Annotated in this window: 14 protein-coding genes; 8 read left to right on the forward strand and 6 right to left on the reverse strand. The window is 74.3% G+C overall.

Annotated features, from left to right (window positions below):
* Positions 1-122 precede the first annotated feature (122 nt).
* The 3 genes from AB0C76_RS10930 to AB0C76_RS10940 are packed head-to-tail and all read left to right on the forward strand — an operon-like array spanning position 123 to position 2561.
* On the forward strand, positions 123-932 hold the full coding sequence (locus AB0C76_RS10930) for an ABC transporter ATP-binding protein (RefSeq protein WP_359962870.1): 810 nt from the start codon (positions 123-125) through the stop codon (positions 930-932).
* Complete coding sequence (locus AB0C76_RS10935; RefSeq protein WP_359962873.1) at positions 919-1821, forward strand: ABC transporter permease; 903 nt, start codon at positions 919-921, stop codon at positions 1819-1821. The genes AB0C76_RS10930 and AB0C76_RS10935 overlap by 14 nt, the downstream gene beginning before the upstream one ends.
* Positions 1822-1832: 11 nt before the next feature.
* Positions 1833-2561 carry a CbiX/SirB N-terminal domain-containing protein gene (locus tag AB0C76_RS10940; protein WP_359962875.1) on the forward strand — a complete coding sequence of 243 codons (729 nt, stop codon included), beginning with the start codon at positions 1833-1835 and terminating at the stop codon, positions 2559-2561.
* 357 nt (positions 2562-2918) lie between these two features.
* Here the strand turns inward: AB0C76_RS10940 and AB0C76_RS10945 are convergent, their stop codons facing one another.
* A complete protein-coding gene (locus AB0C76_RS10945) occupies positions 2919-3938 on the reverse strand; it encodes a hypothetical protein (protein WP_359962878.1) in 1020 nt (339 codons plus the stop codon).
* Positions 3939-4050: 112 nt separating this feature from the next.
* Between AB0C76_RS10945 and AB0C76_RS10950 the strand changes: the two genes are divergently transcribed.
* A complete protein-coding gene (locus tag AB0C76_RS10950; RefSeq protein WP_359962881.1) occupies positions 4051-4899 on the forward strand; it encodes a helix-turn-helix transcriptional regulator in 849 nt (282 codons plus the stop codon).
* A 78-nt stretch (positions 4900-4977) separates the two neighbouring features.
* Here the strand turns inward: AB0C76_RS10950 and AB0C76_RS10955 are convergent, their stop codons facing one another.
* The 3 genes from AB0C76_RS10955 to AB0C76_RS10965 form a co-directional block, all read right to left on the reverse strand.
* Positions 4978-6642, reverse strand: a complete 1665-nt coding sequence (locus AB0C76_RS10955) for a DEAD/DEAH box helicase (protein WP_359962884.1) — start codon at positions 6640-6642, stop codon at positions 4978-4980.
* Positions 6643-6822: 180 nt separating this feature from the next.
* On the reverse strand, positions 6823-7026 hold the full coding sequence (locus AB0C76_RS10960) for a cold-shock protein (RefSeq protein ID WP_218202470.1): 204 nt from the start codon (positions 7024-7026) through the stop codon (positions 6823-6825).
* A 390-nt stretch (positions 7027-7416) separates the two neighbouring features.
* Positions 7417-9603 carry an MMPL family transporter gene (locus AB0C76_RS10965; RefSeq protein WP_359962887.1) on the reverse strand — a complete coding sequence of 729 codons (2187 nt, stop codon included), beginning with the start codon at positions 9601-9603 and terminating at the stop codon, positions 7417-7419.
* Positions 9604-10120: 517 nt separating this feature from the next.
* Between AB0C76_RS10965 and AB0C76_RS10970 the strand changes: the two genes are divergently transcribed.
* From AB0C76_RS10970 to AB0C76_RS10985, 4 genes are all read left to right on the forward strand, one after another.
* Positions 10121-12337 carry an MMPL family transporter gene (locus AB0C76_RS10970; RefSeq protein WP_359963173.1) on the forward strand — a complete coding sequence of 739 codons (2217 nt, stop codon included), beginning with the start codon at positions 10121-10123 and terminating at the stop codon, positions 12335-12337.
* A 125-nt stretch (positions 12338-12462) separates the two neighbouring features.
* Positions 12463-13356, forward strand: coding sequence for an aminoglycoside phosphotransferase family protein (locus tag AB0C76_RS10975; protein WP_359962889.1), 894 nt, complete (start codon positions 12463-12465; stop codon positions 13354-13356).
* 196 nt (positions 13357-13552) lie between these two features.
* On the forward strand, positions 13553-14536 hold the full coding sequence (locus AB0C76_RS10980) for a polysaccharide deacetylase family protein (protein ID WP_359962891.1): 984 nt from the start codon (positions 13553-13555) through the stop codon (positions 14534-14536).
* Positions 14537-14603: 67 nt separating this feature from the next.
* Entirely contained in the window at positions 14604-15566 is a 963-nt protein-coding gene (locus tag AB0C76_RS10985) for a hypothetical protein (RefSeq protein ID WP_359962894.1), read from the forward strand.
* An 11-nt stretch (positions 15567-15577) separates the two neighbouring features.
* Here the strand turns inward: AB0C76_RS10985 and AB0C76_RS10990 are convergent, their stop codons facing one another.
* Positions 15578-16060, reverse strand: coding sequence for a GNAT family N-acetyltransferase (locus AB0C76_RS10990; protein WP_359962896.1), 483 nt, complete (start codon positions 16058-16060; stop codon positions 15578-15580).
* Positions 16061-16088: 28 nt separating this feature from the next.
* Positions 16089-16790, reverse strand: coding sequence for an exonuclease domain-containing protein (locus tag AB0C76_RS10995; protein ID WP_359962898.1), 702 nt, complete (start codon positions 16788-16790; stop codon positions 16089-16091).
* Between the last annotated feature and the right edge of the window lie 123 nt (positions 16791-16913).

A 16913-nucleotide genomic window follows, 5' to 3' on the forward strand; every position in this document is an offset into this window, starting at 1 on the left:
TTCCGCGGTCCGGCCCCGCCCGCCCGGTCGATCCCCGATCGATGCCCACCGGACGGGCGGGGCCGGACCCCGGCTCCCAAGCTCCCCGCCCCCGCCAGACCACTCACGCAGGAGGTGCCCGGATGACCTCGGCACTGACCACCTCGGCGGACGCCCCCGGCACCGCCGGCGCCGCGCCCGCGCCCGCGCCCGCCGTCCGGATCTCGCACGTGCACAAGTCCTTCGGCCGCCCCGGCGCGCAGACCCACGTCCTGGACGACATCACCCTCGACGTGGCGCCGGGCGAGTTCGTCACGCTGCTCGGCGCCTCGGGCTGCGGCAAGTCCACCCTGCTGAACCTCGTCGCCGGCCTCGACCGGCCCACCCGCGGCAGCATCGACGTGCCCGGTGCCCGGCCCGCCCTGATGTTCCAGGAGCACGCGCTGTTCCCCTGGCTCACCGCCGGGCGCAACATCGAACTCGCCCTCAAGCTCGCCGGCGTCCCCCGCCCCGAGCGGCGCGCCGAGGCCGAGCGGCTCCTCGAACTCGTGCGCCTGAGCGGCTCCTACGGCAAGCGCGTGCACGAGCTGTCCGGCGGCATGCGCCAGCGCGTCGCGATGGCCCGCGCCCTCGCCCAGGGCAGCAAGGTGCTGCTGATGGACGAGCCATTCGCCGCGCTCGACGCCATCACCCGCGACGTCCTGCACGACGAGATCACCCGGATCTGGGCCGAGCGGCAGCTGTCCGTCCTGTTCGTCACCCACAACGTGCGCGAGGCCGTCCGCCTCGCCCAGCGCGTCGTGCTGCTCTCCTCGCGCCCCGGCCGCATCGCCCGCGAGTGGCACATCGACCTGCCGCAGCCGCGGCGCATCGAGTCCGCCGGCGTCGCCGACCTGTCCATCGAGATCACCGAAGAACTGCGTGGGGAGATCCGTCGCCATGTCCAGCACTGACACCACCCCCGCCCTGGACAAGCGCGGAGCCGCCGACACCGCCGACGTCGGCGCCGGCCTCGACGCCCTCGACGCCGTCTCCGCCCAGCGCAGCTCGCTCGGCGAGGTGCTGCGGCAGAAGGCGCTGCCGCCGCTGCTCGGTGTCGTCGTCGTGCTCGCGCTGTGGCAGGGCGCGTACAGCCTGCACCTCACCTCGTCCTACAAGCTGCCCAGCCCGCTGGACGTGTGGCACTCCGCACAGGACCTCTGGTACCAGGGCACGTTGTTCTCGATCATCTGGACGAGCGTGTGGCGCGGCCTGTCCGGCTTCCTGCTCGCCGTCGTCATCGGCACCCCGATCGGCCTGGTCGTCGCCCGCGTCAAGCCGGTGCGCACCGCGATCGGCCCGGTCCTGCAGGGCCTGCAGTCGCTGCCGTCGGTCGCGTGGGTGCCGGCCGCGGTGATCTGGCTCGGCATCAACGACTCGATGATGTACGCGGTGATCCTGCTCGGTGCCGTGCCCTCCATCGCCAACGGCCTCGTCGCCGGCATCGACCAGGTGCCGCCGCTGTTCCTGCGCGCCGGACGCACCATCGGCGCCACCGGCCTCACCGGCGCCCGGCACGTCCTCCTGCCCGCCGCGCTGCCCGGCTACCTCGCCGGGCTCAAGCAGGGCTGGGCGTTCTCCTGGCGCTCGCTGATGGCCGCCGAACTCGTCGCCTCCTCCCCCGACCTCGGACTCGGGCTCGGGCGGTACCTGGAGAACCAGCGCGAGTTCTCCGACATGTCCGGCGTGCTGCTCGGCATCCTCCTGATCCTCTTCGTCGGCATCGCCATCGAACTGCTCGTGTTCACCCCGGTCGAGCGCCGGGTGCTGCGCAACCGCGGCCTGCTGGCCGCCGCGAAGTAGGGACGCACCGCATGACCGCCCTCCTCCTCATCGCCCACGGCAGCCGCGACCCGCGGCACGCCGCGACGGTGGCCGCGCTCGTCGACCGGGTGCGGGCGCAGCGGCCCGGGCTCGACGTCGCGACGGCGTACCTGGACCACTGCGCGCCGCGGATCCCGCAGGTGGTCGGGCGGCTCGGGGCGGCGGTGGCGGTGCCGCTCCTGCTGAACCGGGCGTTCCACGCCAAGCACGACATCCCGGCGGCCCTGCGCGCGGCGGGCGCGGGGCTGCCGGTGGCGGACGTCCTCGGCCCGTCGCCGCTGCTGCTCGCCGCGCTCGACCGGCGGCTGGCGGGGGCGGGCCTGGACGTCGCGTCGGCGGCCGTGCGGGCCCGCACGGGTGTGCTGCTCGCGGCGGCGGGCTCCTCCGACCCGGCGGCGGACGCCGCGACCCGCGCGGTGGCCGCCGAGTGGCGGCGCACCCGCGGCTGGGCCGCGGTCGAGGTCGCCTACGCGGCCGGCACGGGCCCCCGTGTTCCCGAGGCCCTGGCCGCCCTGCGCGCCGCCGGCGCCGCCCGCACCGCCGTGTCCCCCTACCTCCTGGCCCCCGGCCGCCTCCCGGACCGCATCACGGAGGCGGCGACGGACGCCGACCTCTGCGCCGACGTGCTGGGCGCTGCCCCCGAACTCGCCGCCCTCCTCCTGGAGCGCTACGACGAGGCTCTGCAGGTGTCCCGGGCGATTCCCGCTCTCACGGCCTGAGTTCGCGAACCGACGGTCACCTCACCGCCTTCCCTGCCCAGTGCGTCTCCTCGGCGTCCTCGACGGCCGTCCAGCGGCTGCGCACCCGCTGGACGTGGCGTTCGAACGCCGGCACCGGCTCGGCCGGTTCGGCACTCGTGATCCCCTCTCGGCCGGCTCGTGCGTCTCGTCGTACTCGGCGATCGCTTCGAGAGCCGCTTCGCTGTCGGTCGTCCTTCGCCGCCCTCCCCTCCATCGACCACGGCACTCCCGACAGGATGCTGACGAACGGGAGCCTCCCTCGAGTCGATGGGTCCCGAAGGGTGACGACACCCGATGACACCCCATGGATCGCGCTCTCCCCCGGTTCCCGGTCGCTCAGAGGCGGCGCAGGGTGAAGCTGTTCGTCGGGTGGCCGCCGAGGGCTTCGGCGAGGCCTCCGGAGAGCTGGTAGAGGTGGCCGGCGGGGCCGGGGGTGACGGCCGTGGGGGTGGGGTCGGCGGAGGGGCGGACGGTGACCAGGCGGGCGGTGCTCCAGTGGTCGTCGGAGCGCAGTTCGACCTCGGTGTCGCGGCCGGCGCCGAAGAACGCGTTGGTGACGCCCGCGATGCCGCCGCCGGGGCGGGCGCCCAGGCCGTCGAGGTGGAGCAGCGAGGCGGTGTCGCCGCCGGTGACCTCGATCCGCCGCACCGCGGCCGGGTCGCGCAGCGGGACCTGCCACAGCGTGCCGTCGTCCCACTTGCCGAGGACGAGCCGCCCGTCCCGGTAGACGATGCCGTTGAGGCCGTAGGTGCCGGGCCGCGGGGTGAGGCGGTCGTCGCGGACGAGGACGGAGGCGCTGCCGTCGGGGCCGACGCGGTAGACGACGGGCGCGAAGGAGTCGGTGACGTAGGCGGTGCCGTCGGGGCCGACGGCGATGTCGTTGGCGAGGTGGGGGCCGCCGTCGCCGGCGACGGCGGCGAGGTCGACGTAGAAGAGGCGGCGGCCGGTCTCCAGGTCGTAGGCGCCGAGGCCGGCGATCCTGCCGTTGGTGGCGCTGGCGCTGCGGTCGCTCACGCCGTTGTCGAGGTTGGTGACGAGGACGCGGCCGCGGGCTTCGTCGACCCGCAGTCCGGCGACCTCCAGCAGGGTGGGGTCGTCGACGAGGGTGCGGACGCCGCCGTCGGTCCGCACCTCGCAGACGGTGCCGTGCCGCAGCGAGCCGACGAGGAACCGGTGGTGTTCGCGGTCCCAGGCGACGCTCTCGGGGACGAGCGTGTCCGCGTGCCCGGTGATGACGGCCGGCGCGCCGATGGTGCGGGCGGCGGCGGGCGCGGCCCCCGCGGTGCCGAGCAGGACGGCGGAGGCGGCGGCCGCGACCAGGGTGCGGCGTGTGAAGAGACTCTGACGACGGTTCATCGGAATTCCCTTGGACGTGCGATCGGTTGACGTGATCGAGCTTCGCGCGGGCCGCCGGGGCGCAGCAGTGCGTGGTGATACTGGTAGTGCGACTACCAGGGAGGGCGGGGGCATGGGTGAGGCGGAGGAGCGCCGGGTGGCGCTGGGGGGTTTCCTGCGCAGCCGTCGGGCCCGGCTGGCGCCGGGGGACGTCGGGCTGGCGCCGGGGGTTCGGCGGCGGACGCCGGGGCTGCGGCGGGAGGAGCTGGCGCTGCTGGCCGGGGTGGGGGTGACGTGGTACACGTGGTTGGAGCAGGGGCGGGCGATCAATCCGTCGCCGGAGGTGCTGGGGAGCCTGGCGCGGACGTTGCGGCTGGACCGGGCGGAGACGGCCTACCTGTTCCGGCTCGCGGGTGCCCGTCCGCTGGACGGCGAGGTGGAGGTGCCGGCGGAGGTGCCGGCGGCGCTGCTCCGGCTGATGCACGCGCAGTGGCCGGCGCCGGCGTTCCTGATGGACGTCAACTGGGACGTGCGGGCGTGGAATCCGGGGGCGGAGGCGTTGTTCGCGCTGTCGTCGGGGCCGCCGCAGCGGTGCAACCTGGCGTGGGTGGTGTTCGGCAACGCCGTGCACCGGGCGCGGGTGGTGGACTGGGAGGTCCACGCGCGGCGCTTCCTGGCCCAGTTGCGGTCGGCTTACGCGGAGCGTGGCGGTGACGCGACGGCGGCGGGCCGGCGGCTGGGGCGGCTGATGGCGCAGGTGCGGGGGTCGTACCCGGAGGCGGAGCGCTGGCTGGACGAGCACCAGGTGGAGGAGCGCGGCGGGACGCAGAAGTCGCTGCGACACGAGGAGTTGGGTGTGCTGCGGATCGACCAGCATGTGCTGCAGGTGCCGGGTGGGCTGCAGTTGGTGGTGCTGTCGCCGCGGGACGCGGAGACGGACGGGCGGCTGCGGCTGCTCGCGCCGGTCCCCGCCACGGCCTGAGCGCGGCCCTGACGGCGGCCGGTACGGCGAAGGGCGCTCCCCGGGATGCCGGGGAGCGCCCTTCCGCGCGTGTGCGCGTCAGTCGAACTTGCGGCGCTGGCGGCCGGTCCCGTAGTTGGAGCCGGACTTGGTGCCGCTGCCGGGCTTGGCGCGCCCGGCGGAGCGGCCGATGAAGCCGGCCGCCTGGGGGCGGTCGCCCTGGGCGGCGGCGCCCATGCGCTGCTTGGGGCGGGGGCGGCGCGGGTTGCCGTTCATGTCGACGTCGGCGGGCAGCCCGGAGCGCTTGCCGGGGCGGCGGCGCGGGGCGCCCTTGCCCTCGGCCTTGGGCTTGGCGTCGGCCTCGGCGGCGGGCACCGGGACGGCGACGGTGACGGCGACGCCGCTGGGGGTGCGGGCACCGGTGATCTTGGCGAGGTCGGCGTCGCCGGGGCGGACCTTGGTGACGGTCGGGCGGATGCCGGCGACCGTCATGAGCCGGTTGACCTCGCGGCGCTGCTCGGGCAGGACGAGGGTGACGACCGTGCCGGACTCGCCGGCCCGGGCGGTGCGCCCACCGCGGTGCAGGTAGTCCTTGTGGTCGACCGGCGGGTCGACGTTGACGACGAGGTCGAGGCCGTCGATGTGGATGCCGCGGGCGGCGACGTTGGTGGCGATCAGCGCGGTGACGTGGCCGTCGCGGAACTGGTCGAGGACGCGGTTGCGCTGCGGCTGGGACTTGCCGCCGTGCAGCGCGGCGGCCTTGACGCCGTTGGCGAGCAGCTGCTTGGCGAGCCGGTCGGCGCCGTGCTTGGTGTGCACGAACATGATCAGGCGGCCGTCGCGGGAGGCGATGTGCGCGGTGGTGGACGCCTTGTCGGCCGGGTCGAGCTGCAGGACGTGGTGGTCCATGGTGCTGACCGCGCCGGCCGAGGGGTCGACCGAGTGGGTGACCGGGTCGGAGAGGAAGCGCTTGACCAGGCGGTCGACGTTGCGGTCCAGGGTGGCGGAGAACAGCATCCGCTGCCCGCCCTCGGCGACCTGCTCCAGCAGCTTGGTGACCTGCGGCAGGAAGCCCATGTCGGCCATCTGGTCGGCCTCGTCGAGGACGGTGATCGCGACGTCGGACAGGACGACGTCGCCGCGGCCGATCAGGTCGTCGAGCCGGCCGGGGGTGGCGACGAGGACCTCGGTGCCGCGGCGGACGGCGTTGGCCTGGCGCCCGATCGACATGCCGCCGACGACGGTGGTGATCCGCAGGTTGACGGCGGTGGCGTAGGGAGTGAGCGCCTCGGTGACCTGCTGGGCGAGCTCGCGGGTGGGCACCAGCACGAGCGCGAGCGGGTGCCGGGCGTCCGCGCGGCGCCCGGCGGTGCGGGCGAGCAGCGGCAGGCCGAAGGCGAGGGTCTTGCCGGAGCCGGTGCGGCCGCGGCCGAGCACGTCGCGCCCGGCGATCGAGTCGGGCAGCGTGGCGCCCTGGATCGGGAACGGTTCGGTGACGCCCTCGCGGCCGAGCGCGGACAGGATCGCCTTGGGCAGGTCGAGCTCGGCGAAGGTGGCCGCTGGGGGCCGCGACGGGGTGCCCTGGACGACGGTGAAGTCGGCGGGCGCGGCGGCGGTGGCGCGGGAGGTCTTGGGGGCGCGGGATCCGGCGGCGGGGCCGGCGCCGGTGCGGCCGCGCGGCTTGCGGGTGCGCGGGGTGCCTTCGGTGCGGGCGCCCTCGGTACGGGCACCGCGGTCGCGCGGCGTGCGGGCAGGGGTGGTCACGGGTTCTCCGTCGGTCGGTCGGCGGCAGCCCGGAGTACGGGCTGGTCGGCCGTCGGTGGGAGATACGCCGCCCCGGCCGTATGGCGGCTTCTGCCGCCGTGCGGCGGCATGCGCGAGGGCCCGCACCGAGCGGTGCGGGCCCCCGCTACGCGAGATCGCGAGTCAGCTCGGGGGCTGGACTCAGATGACGCGGATGTTCTCGGCCTGCGGGCCCTTCTGGCCCTGGGTCACGTCGAACTCGACCTGCTGGCCCTCGACGAGCTCACGGAAGCCCTGAGCAACGATGTTCGAGTAGTGGGCGAACACGTCCGGGCCGCCCTCGGCCTGCTCGATGAAGCCGAAGCCCTTCTCGCTGTTGAACCACTTCACGGTGCCGGTAGCCATAACCGTCTCCTCTAAAACTGGGGCATCAGGGATCCACACCGCGTGAACCCCTAAGTAGCCGCGATCCCCATCCGGAGACTGAAACACCGGACAAAACAAATGCGCCTGTTGGTTGGGACCAGCAGGCGCACACAAGCGTTCATGGGAACCAAAACTGCAACTGAATCGACTGTAGCACGGAGACACCCCGATTGACCGGGGGATTCTGTGCTCTGGAGATCACGTTTGCGGGCCTCGGGAAGCGGGCAGGCGGCGCCCCGCCGAAGCGGGACGCCGCCTGTTGACCATGGTGCCGGACCCGGCGCCGGGCCGGGCGAGCGGATCACCGGGTCGGACCGGTGAGCCGGATCACCCGGCCGGACGAGCCGGCCGGACGGGTCGGCCGGGTGCTCAGCGCCGCCCGGCCGGCTCCGGCACACCGTGTGCGTCCTGGAGCGGTACGGAGCCGCCGCCGTGGCCGCCGCCGTCCCCGTGGCCGGGCCACCAGGCACGGTGGCCCAGCAGCGCGGTGAGCGACGGGGTGAAGAACATCGCCATCACGAAGGCCGCCAGCACGATGCCGAAGGCCAGCGAGAAGCCGAGCTCCATGAACAGGACGTTGCCCGCGAGCATGAAGGTCGCGAACGAGGCCGCCAGGATGAAGCCGGCCGCCGCGACCGTCGGGCCGCCGTGCTTGACGGCCTCGCGGGCCGCCTCGCGCGGGCTGCGGCCCTCGCGGGCCTCCTCGCGGAGGCGGGCGATGATCAGGATGTTGTAGTCGGTGCCGATCGCCACCACGAACAGGTAGATGAAGATCGGCAGCATGAACATCAGACCGGGCTCGCCCTTGATGTTCTGGAACAGCAGGGTGGTGGCACCGAGGGTGCCGCCGAAGCCGAGGCCGACCGAGGCCATCAGGTACCACGGGGCCACGACGCTGCGCAGCTGCAGGCCCAGGATGAGCATGATGAGCAGGGCCGCGATCGGGAAGACCAGCGTGTAGTCGTGCACCATCGCGGTGTTGATGTCCTTGTACACCGAGGTGATGCCGCCGACCAGCGACTTCGAGTCGGCCGGGGCGGCCGCGTGGGCGGCGTCGCGGACCTTCTCGATGGTGTCGATCGCCTTGTTGGACGCCGGGGCGTCCTTGAGCAGCACGGTGAAGTCACCGGTGGTGCCGTCGGCGCTGATCGCCTTGTTCTCCGCGCTCGGCGTCACGACGCCGGCCACGCCGTCGACCGCGCCGAGCTTGCCGGCGAAGTCCTTCAGGGCGGCGTCGGTCAGCTTGGCGCCGTTGGTGGTGGTCAGGTAGACGTGGCTCGGGTCGGCCGCGCCGGCCGAGAAGGCCGTCATCAGCTTGTCCTGGACGACCATCGACTCCTTGTTCTTCGGCATGGAGCTGCCGGCGAGGTCGTAGGTGCCGTTGTAGTTGAGGCCGGCCAGGGCCAGCACCACGAGGACGCCGCCGGAGACCAGGGCGACCAGGCCCGGCTTCTTGCCGGTCATCCGGCCGAGCGCGGCGAAGCGGGCGTTCTTGGGCTCCTGCATCCACTTCTTGCCCGGCCAGAACACGGCCTTGGACGGGATGACGGTGAGCACGGCGGGGGCCAGGGTCAGCGAGACCAGGGCGGTCGCGACGACGGCGATGGCGAGCGCCGGGCCGAGCGCGGTGAACATGCCGAGGCTGGAGAGGATCAGCACCGCGAAGGCGACGGCGACCGCGCCGGCGGCGGAGGCGATCGCCTCGCCGACCCGGCCGACGGCGTTGGCCACGGCGGTCTTGCGGTCCTCGCCGGTGCGCAGCCGCTCGCGGTAGCGGAAGGCGAGGAACAGGAAGTAGTCCGTGCCGACGCCGAGCACGACGATGATCAGGATCGCCGAGGTCATCGGGGAGGACTTGAGGTCGAAGATCTTGATCGCGTCGGCGATCAGGCCGTTGGCCACCGGCATCGCGATGACCAGCGACAGCAGGACCGGCAGGAGGCCGGCCAGGATGCTGCGGAAGATGACGCCGACGATCAGGATGACGAGCAGCAGGCTGCCGAGCATGACGATCATGTCGGTGGCGCCGGAGGCGTCCTGCTGGTCGAGGCTGCTGGCCGCCTGGCCGCCGACCTGGAACTTCAGGCCGGTGCCGTCGGCGAGCTTGGAGCCGTCCTCGCGCAGCTTCTTGGCCGCGTCGGTGTACTCCTTGTCCTGCATCTTGGACTTGTCGATGGCGACCATGGACAGCGCGTACTTGCCGTCCGCGGACTTCGCCTTCTCGGAGACCGGCAGGATCTGCTGGACGGCCGGGATGTTCTCGTCGGTCAGGCCCTTGACGACCTTCTCCATCGAGGTCTGGTCCTCGGCGGTGAGCTTCTGGCCGTCGTTGCGCTCGAAGAGCAGCAGGGCGGCGGGGGTGAAGCTCGACGGGAACGCCCGTTCCTGGAGCTGCGCCGCCTGGATGGACTCGTAGTGCTTGGGCAGGAACGCGGACTCGTCCGTCTGCGAGGTGACCGCGGGCGCGCTCGCGACGATGGCGATCATCGCGACGACCCACGCCGCGATCACCCACCAGGCGCGGCGGACGACGAATTGTCCTAGTCGGTGGAACATGCTCGATGCCTCCTGGGCATGGTTCACCGCAGCCCTTGGGGACGGGACGCCGGGCGACGGCAGGACCGGGCGGGGGCGCGCGCGGGCGCCCCCTTACCGGTCGGCAGGTAAGTTGGTCTGGAGACTTATCCTACGAGTACTTGCTTGCCGCCCGGCAAGTTGTTTTCGCAGGCCGCCCCCGTGAGGCCCCCCGTGTCCGCGGCCCCGCACCAGTCTCGCCCGTCCGCATACCCCTTGACCTCGTGCTCCGGGTGGAGACTGCTCCCCCTCAGGGTGGAGCCCGCCCCCACCCCCGGGGAGGAGGGATCAGGGTCGGAAGGTAGGGAAAACCCCACCCCGACCCCGAGGCGGGCACCAGGGCCGGGTACCCCGCCAGCCGGATTCCGGCCCGACCCGCCTTTTCCTACCGTCTTTCACGGCACCGGAACGCACCCCGGCGCCCGGCGGCCGGGGCCGCCGCCCACGCCGTTCTCCCAGGGGGAAGTCCGTGAAGACCAGGCTCGGCACGGCCGCCGCGATGGGCGCCTGGAGCGCCCGGCACAGAAAGACCGCCGTCTTCGGCTGGCTCCTGTTCGTCGTCCTCGCCGCCGTGCTCGGCGGGATGCACGGCGGCACCAAGGTGGGCCGCGACGAGTCGGTGCCCGGCGAGGTGTCCCGGGCCGCGCGGATCCTCGACGACGCGGGGATCAAGACCCCGGCCGGCGAGACCGTCCTCGTCCAGAGCCCGGAACTGTCCGCCGACGCACCGGCGTTCCGGGCCGCCGTCGCCCAGGTGATCGCCGCGGTCGACGGCACCGGCAAGGCCGCCGCCGTCCGTTCCCCCTACGACACCAAGGCCGTCTCCGCGGACGGCCACTCCGCGCTCGTCCAGCTGACGCTCAAGGGCGACCGCGACGAGGCCGTCGCCGGCGTCCCCGCCGTCATGGACGCGGTGGCCGGCGTGCAGAAGCAGCACCCCGCACTGACCGTCGTCGAACTCGGCGACGCGAGCTCGGGCAAGTGGATCCAGGACCAGTTCGCCGACGACTTCACCCGCGCCGAGTGGACGGCCGTCCCGCTCGCGCTCGGCATCCTGCTGGTCGCCTTCGGCGCGCTGGTCGCCGCCGTCCTGCCGGTCGTGCTCGCGCTCACCGCGTTCGTCGCCGCCGGCGGACTGGTCGCCCTCGGCAGCGGGCTGCTGCACACCAGCGACGACGCGAGCTCGGTGATGCTGCTGGTCGGCCTCGCCGTCGGCGTCGACTACTGCCTCTTCTACCTGCGCCGCGAACGCGAGGAGCGGGCCGCCGGGCGGGACCTCGCGGACGCGCTCGCCGTCGCCGCCGCCACCAGCGGCCGGGCCGTGCTGGTCTCCGGCGTCACCGTGGTCGTCGCCATGGCCGGCATGTTCCTCACCGGCATCGCGGACTTCCGGGCGATGGCCTTCGGCACCATCGTCGTCGTGATCACCGCCGTCCTCGGCTCGCTCACCGTGCTGCCCGCGCTGCTGTCGATGCTCGGCGACCGCGTCGCGAAGGGCCGTGTGCCGTTCCTCGGCAGGCTGCGCCGGCCGGAGGCCGCGCCCACGGGCGGGCGCTTCTGGAACGCCGTCCTCACGCCGGTCCTGCGCCGGCCGCTGGCGGCCACCCTGCTGGCCGGGGCGTTCCTGCTCGGGCTGGCCGCACCGCTGCTCACCATGCACACCGCCAACCTGACCTTCCAGCAGCAACTGCCGCGCGGCAACGCCCTCGTGACGGCCGCGCAGAAGATCGACGCCGCCTTCCCCGGCAGCCCGGCCCCCGCCACGGTCGTCATCAGGGCCACCGACATCTCCTCCCCCGCGATGACCGCCGCGATCGCCGACCTCAAGGCCCGCGCCCTCGCCAGCGGCCGGATGCACGGCCCGGTGGACGTCACCGTGCACCGCGAGCAGAACGTCGCCACCGTCGACATCCCCCTCGACGGCAGCGGCAACGACGCCACCAGCAACGCCGCGCTCAAGGCCCTGCGCGACGACATCGTGCCCGCCACCGTCCTCAAGGTGCCCGGCACCGAGGCCCCCGTCACCGGGCAGACCGCCGGCTCGCACGACTTCAACGCGAAGATGACCGGCTCGCTGCCCGCCGTGTTCGGCTTCGTCATCGCCTTCGCCTTCCTCCTGATGCTCACCTCCTTCCGCTCGCCGGCCGTCGCCGCCACCGCCGTCGTGCTCAACCTGCTCTCGGTGGGCGCCGCCTACGGCGTGCTGACGCTGGTCTTCCAGCACGGCGTCGGCGCCTCGCTGCTCGGCACCGCCGGGGTCGGCGCGGTGGAGTCCTGGGTGCCGCTGTTCCTCTTCGTGATCCTCTTCGGCCTCTCGATGGACTACCACGTCTTCGTGGTCTCCCGGATCAAGGAGGGCCACGACCGCGGCCTGCCGACCCGCGCCGCGATCGCCCACGGCATCCGCTCCACGGCCGGGGTGGTCACCAGCGCCGCGGTGATCATGGTGGCGGTGTTCGCGGTCTTCGGGACCCTCTCGATGCAGGCGATGAAGCAGATGGGCGTCGGCCTCGCCGTCGCCGTCCTGATCGACGCCACCGTGATCCGCGCGGTCCTGCTGCCCGCCGTGATGACCCTGCTCGGCGAGCGCAACTGGTACCTGCCGCGCTGGCTCCGTCGGCTGCCGGACCTCTCGCACGGCGAGCCCTTCCCGCCGGTCGGCACCGGCGGCGCAACGGCCGGCCCGACCCCGCACCGGCCCCGGGTCGGGGTCTGAGCCGGGCCCCGGACCGGCCCGCGGACGGCGCCGGGCTCCGCATCGCGCGGGGCCCGGCGTCCGTGCGTCATGATGATCACCGTCCGGAGGCCTCCGGACGAACGCCGGCGGAACGGAGCCAGGTCATGACCCCCTTCGACGAGGGCCGCGCCCGGCTCCTGCTCACCGACGCCTGCGCCTCGGCCGGCCTGCCGGACCCCGGCGACGCGCGGCTGCTCGCGTTCGGCGAGAACGCCGTCTTCGACCTCGGCGAACCCGCCGTCGTCGCCAAGGTCGGCCGCGGCCCCGGGCTGCGGGAGCGGGCGCGGCACGAGCTCGCCGTCGCGAACTGGCTGGCGGGGCAGGGCGTCCCGGTGGTTCGCCCGTACGGGGCCGTCGCACCCGGACCACACCTCGCCGACGGGCACCCCGTCACCTTCTGGCACCGGCTCGCCCCCGCCGTCCGCCCCGCCCGGCCCGCCGACCTCGCCCCGCTGCTGCGCGACCTGCACCGGCTGCCGCTGCCGCCCTTCCCGCTGGCCCGGCGCGACCTGCTCGCCCCGGTCGAGCGCTGGCTGGCCTCCGCCGAGGGCCACGTCGACCCGGCCGACGTCGCGTTCCTGCGCCGCCGCCGCGACGCCTTCGCCGCCGCCCTGCCCGACCTCACCCCGCACCTGGAACCCGGGCTGATCCACGGCGACGCGCTGCCGCGCAACGTCCACGTCGGCCCGCAGGGGCCCGTCCTGCTCGACCTGGAGAACGTCTCGCAGGACCTGCGCGAGCACGACCTCGTGGTGCTCGCCCTCAGCCACGACCGGTACGGCGTGCCGGGCGAGGAGTACCTCGCGTTCACCGCCGCGTACGGGTGGGACGTGCGCGACTGGCCGGGGTTCGCGGTGCTGCGCGGCGCCCGCGAGACCGCCAGCGCCTCGTGGGTGGCGCAGCAGGCGGCGGGCAGCCCGGCGGCGCTGGCGGAGTTCCGGCGGCGGGTCGACTCGCTGCGTGACGGGGCGACGGACGTGCGCTGGTACCCGTTCTGAGGGGCCCGGAGGGGCTTGGCGGGACGGGTGGGACAGCCGTGGCGGCGGCCGGACGCCAACCCGGGCGACTGTGAGAAGACTCCTACGACGGAGCGGTCCGGCACGCAACCGGGGCAACTACGATCGGCGTCCTATCGGACAGTCATCCTGACCGAGAGGATCGGCACCCGCCCCCAGTTCCCCAGGAGCCGCCGCCATGCCCCAGTCAGCCGCCCGCCGGCCCGCCTCCCCGAACCCCTCGGCCCGCCTCCGCCGCCGGCTGGTCATGGGCAGTGCCGCCGTCGCCGCCGCGCTGGGCGTCGCCGCTTGCGGGACGGCCAGCGGGGCCCTCCAGCCGAGCACCTCCCCGTCCGCGAAGGGCGCGATCACGATCTCGCCGAGCACCGACCCGGCGCCGGGCACGCCGGGCACGCCCGGTTCGGACGGCGTGCCCGCCACCGCGGGCGCGAGCGGCCGGGCCGCGCCGCCGGTCACGCCGCGCACGCCGAGGACGCCGGGCACCTCTCCCGGGACGAGCCCGTCCACCGCGAACCCGTCCGCCGCCGCTGCCGCCCCGGCCGTGCCCACCACGCCGCTGTCGACGACCAGCGTGATCGGTTCGACCGCCTCCGGCGGCCGGAGTGTCGCCCTCACCTTCGACGACGGCCCCGGCCCGGCCACCCAGCAGATCCTCGACCTGCTCGCCCAGTACAACGTCAAGGCCACCTTCTGCGAGATCGGCCAGAACGCCGCCGCGAACCCGGGCCTGGTCAAGAAGGTCCTCGCGGCCGGGCACCGGCTGTGCGACCACAGCGTGCACCACCCGCAGCCGTTCCAGAAGCTGCCGCACGACAAGGCCGTGGCCGAGATCTCCGGCGCGAAGGACATGATCGTCAAGGCCGGCGGCCCCGGAACCCAGGTCACCTGGTTCCGCGCGCCCGGCGGCGGCTTCAACGCCGACAACGAGCACATCGCGGCGGGCCTCGGCATGAAGTCCCTGGGCTGGTCGGTGGATCCGCGCGACTGGTCCCGCCCGGGCGTGCCGGCGATCGTCTCCACCGTGCAGAGCCAGCTCAGGCCCGGCGGTGTGATCCTCATGCACGACGGCGGCGGCGACCGCAGCCAGACCGTGGCCGCGCTCAAGCAGCTGCTGCCGTGGCTGGTCGCCCAGGGCTACACCTTCGACCTCCCGGCGGCCTAGGCCTGTCGGCCCACGGCGACGGACGGCGCACCGGGCGACCGGGGCGCCGTCCGCTACGGTGAACCGCGTGACGGACCCCACGCCCGCCGGCCTCGTCGACGCCGTGCCCGCCCTCGCGCCCTACCTGCGGCCGGCCACCCTGCTGCACCCCGAGGCCGGAACGCCCACCGCACACGGGAGTTCGCTCGGCGGGCCCGCGCTCTGGCCCGACGGCGCGCCCTGGCCGCACTGCACCGCCCAACACCTCGACGACGCCTACGAGGACGTGCTCCCGCGAGACCGGGAGATCATGACGGCGATCGTCACGGCCGTGCGCGACCGCGCCCGCGGGAACGGCGGCGCCCACACCCTCACCGACGACGAACTCGCCGAGACCGAGCGGATCACGGCCGGCGCCGACTCGCTCGACCACGTCAACTGGCGCACCCACCGCACCGTCCCCGAACCGCCCGCCGGCGCGATCGCCCTCGTCCCGGTCCTGCGCGTCCGCGCCGCCGACGCACCCCACCTGCCCTGGCCCGACGGCGCCGACGTGCTCCAGGTGCTCTGGTGCCCCAACGACCACGACGACATCCAGGGCGAGCGCTACTACTACGGACCCGCCGTCGAACTCCACTGGCAGCGCGCCGACGGCCTCGCGCCCCGTACTCCCCCGCGGCCCCGGCGCTCGGACGACGAGTACCTGCCCACGCCGTGCGTGCTGCGCCCCGAGCAGATCCGCGACCTCCCCGACCGCGACGAACTTCCCGGCGAACTCCACACCGCCGCCGAGGAGTTCGCCGAACGGCACGGCACCGAGTACCACCGCGGCCTGGCCTGCGCCGGGGGCTGGAAACTCGGCGGCTGGCCGTCCTGGCGCTCCACCGACCTGATTCCCGTCGACTGCGGCGCCTGCGGCGCCCGGATGCGGCACCTGCTCACCGTCGAGAGCGGCGACGACCCGGACCTCAGCGTCGGCCGCCACGGCGAACTGCACGTCTTCGTCTGCCCGCAGGACCTCGGCCACCCCGTCGGGCTCGACCTCCAGTAGGCCTCCGGCCGTCAGGCCAGGTGGAGCCGGTACACCTGCCGGGAGCCGCCCTCCGGCCCCGGCTCCGCCGCCTCGGCCGGCGTGAAGCCCAGCCGTTCCCAGAACACCCGGGCCCCGCTCACGACCGCCCCGGGGTGGTCCGCGCCGAACGTCACCACCTCGACGGTCGCCGGGCGGACCCGGACCCGCCGGCGCAGCACGTCCTCGACCAGCGCCCGGCCCACGCCCGCTCCCCTGGCCCGCTCGGCGACCGCCAGCCAGTGCAGGTGGTGCACCGACGGCGCGCCGCCCACCGGCGGACCCCCCACCAGCAGACCGCCCAGCAGGCCGCCGTCCGGGCCGTCCACCACCGTGGCGCGCCCGCGGTCGATGTTCCTGACGACGGCCCGGCGGAACCCGGGGTCGTCCACCATCGGCCCGAACCAGTGCTCGACCTCGGCGGCGAGGGCGAGGAAACCGGGCAGGTCGGCGGGCCGCGCGGGTCGTGTGATCATCCGGGACTCCGGCAGGCCGCGCCGCCCGCTACCGCAGCGGCCAGCGGGGGTCCACCACCGCCTGCGGGTCCTTGCCGCGGCGCAGCCAGGCCTGGAGGCCCTCGGCCCACTCCCGGTACCAGTGGACCTGACGCTCGTGCAGGTCGGCCGGGGCCACGTCGCCGACCTCGGAGCGGTAGCGCTCGGCGAGGGCGACGGCGACGCGGACGGCTGCCAGGGCGTCACTGCCGGCCTCGTGGGCGTCGGTCAGCTCGACGCCGTACACCTCGCAGACGCGCTGCAGGGTGCGGGAGCCCTTGCGGTACTTGTCCACCGCCCGGTCGATCACCAGTGCGTCCAGCACCGGCCCGACCGGACGGCCGAGGCGCTCGGCGAGCGTCGCCAGCCCGTGCCGGCGCAGCTCGGCGTCGAGGAGGGAGAGGTCGAAGGGCGCGTTGAACCCGACCACCGGCCGCCCCGCCGCGAGCCGCTCGCAGAGCGCCGCGGCTATCTCCTCCACCGCCTCCTTGGCCGGCCGCCCCTTGCGCCGGGCGACGTCGTCCCCGATCCCGTGGATCGCCTCCGCCTCGGCGGGAATCGGCACCCCGGGATCGAGCAGCCAGCCGGCGACCTCCACCCGGCGGGCCCCGACGGTGTCCACGAGCGCGGCCGTGACGATGCGGTCCACGGCCGGGTCGGTGCCCGTGGTCTCCAGGTCGAAGCCGACCAGTGGCTGCTGCCACCAGCTCATGCGCCTGCCTCGCTTCGCTCGACAGAGGCACTCGCCCACGCGCGCCCCTCAACGACTCGCTCACTCCGCTCGCTCATGCGCCCGCCCCGCCTCGCTCCACAGGGCCACTCGCCCACGCGCGCC

Origin of the sequence: Kitasatospora sp. NPDC048722, assembly GCF_040650235.1 — a bacterium.
Classification (GTDB): Bacteria; Actinomycetota; Actinomycetes; order Streptomycetales; family Streptomycetaceae; genus Kitasatospora.

Bases quoted from the DNA above. Each gene is read 5' to 3' on its own strand.
- AB0C76_RS10930 (WP_359962870.1), top strand. From the start codon at position 123: ATGACCTCGGCACTGACCACCTCGGCGGACGCCCCCGGCACCGCCGGC.
- AB0C76_RS10935 (WP_359962873.1), top strand. From the start codon at position 919: ATGTCCAGCACTGACACCACCCCCGCCCTGGACAAGCGCGGAGCCGCC.
- AB0C76_RS10940 (WP_359962875.1), top strand. From the start codon at position 1,833: ATGACCGCCCTCCTCCTCATCGCCCACGGCAGCCGCGACCCGCGGCAC.
- AB0C76_RS10945 (WP_359962878.1), bottom strand. From the start codon at position 3,938: ATGAACCGTCGTCAGAGTCTCTTCACACGCCGCACCCTGGTCGCGGCC.
- AB0C76_RS10950 (WP_359962881.1), top strand. From the start codon at position 4,051: ATGGGTGAGGCGGAGGAGCGCCGGGTGGCGCTGGGGGGTTTCCTGCGC.
- AB0C76_RS10960 (WP_218202470.1), bottom strand. From the start codon at position 7,026: ATGGCTACCGGCACCGTGAAGTGGTTCAACAGCGAGAAGGGCTTCGGC.
- AB0C76_RS10965 (WP_359962887.1), bottom strand. From the start codon at position 9,603: ATGTTCCACCGACTAGGACAATTCGTCGTCCGCCGCGCCTGGTGGGTG.
- AB0C76_RS10970 (WP_359963173.1), top strand. From the start codon at position 10,121: ATGGGCGCCTGGAGCGCCCGGCACAGAAAGACCGCCGTCTTCGGCTGG.
- AB0C76_RS10975 (WP_359962889.1), top strand. From the start codon at position 12,463: ATGACCCCCTTCGACGAGGGCCGCGCCCGGCTCCTGCTCACCGACGCC.
- AB0C76_RS10980 (WP_359962891.1), top strand. From the start codon at position 13,553: ATGCCCCAGTCAGCCGCCCGCCGGCCCGCCTCCCCGAACCCCTCGGCC.
- AB0C76_RS10990 (WP_359962896.1), bottom strand. From the start codon at position 16,060: ATGATCACACGACCCGCGCGGCCCGCCGACCTGCCCGGTTTCCTCGCC.
- AB0C76_RS10995 (WP_359962898.1), bottom strand. From the start codon at position 16,790: ATGAGCTGGTGGCAGCAGCCACTGGTCGGCTTCGACCTGGAGACCACG.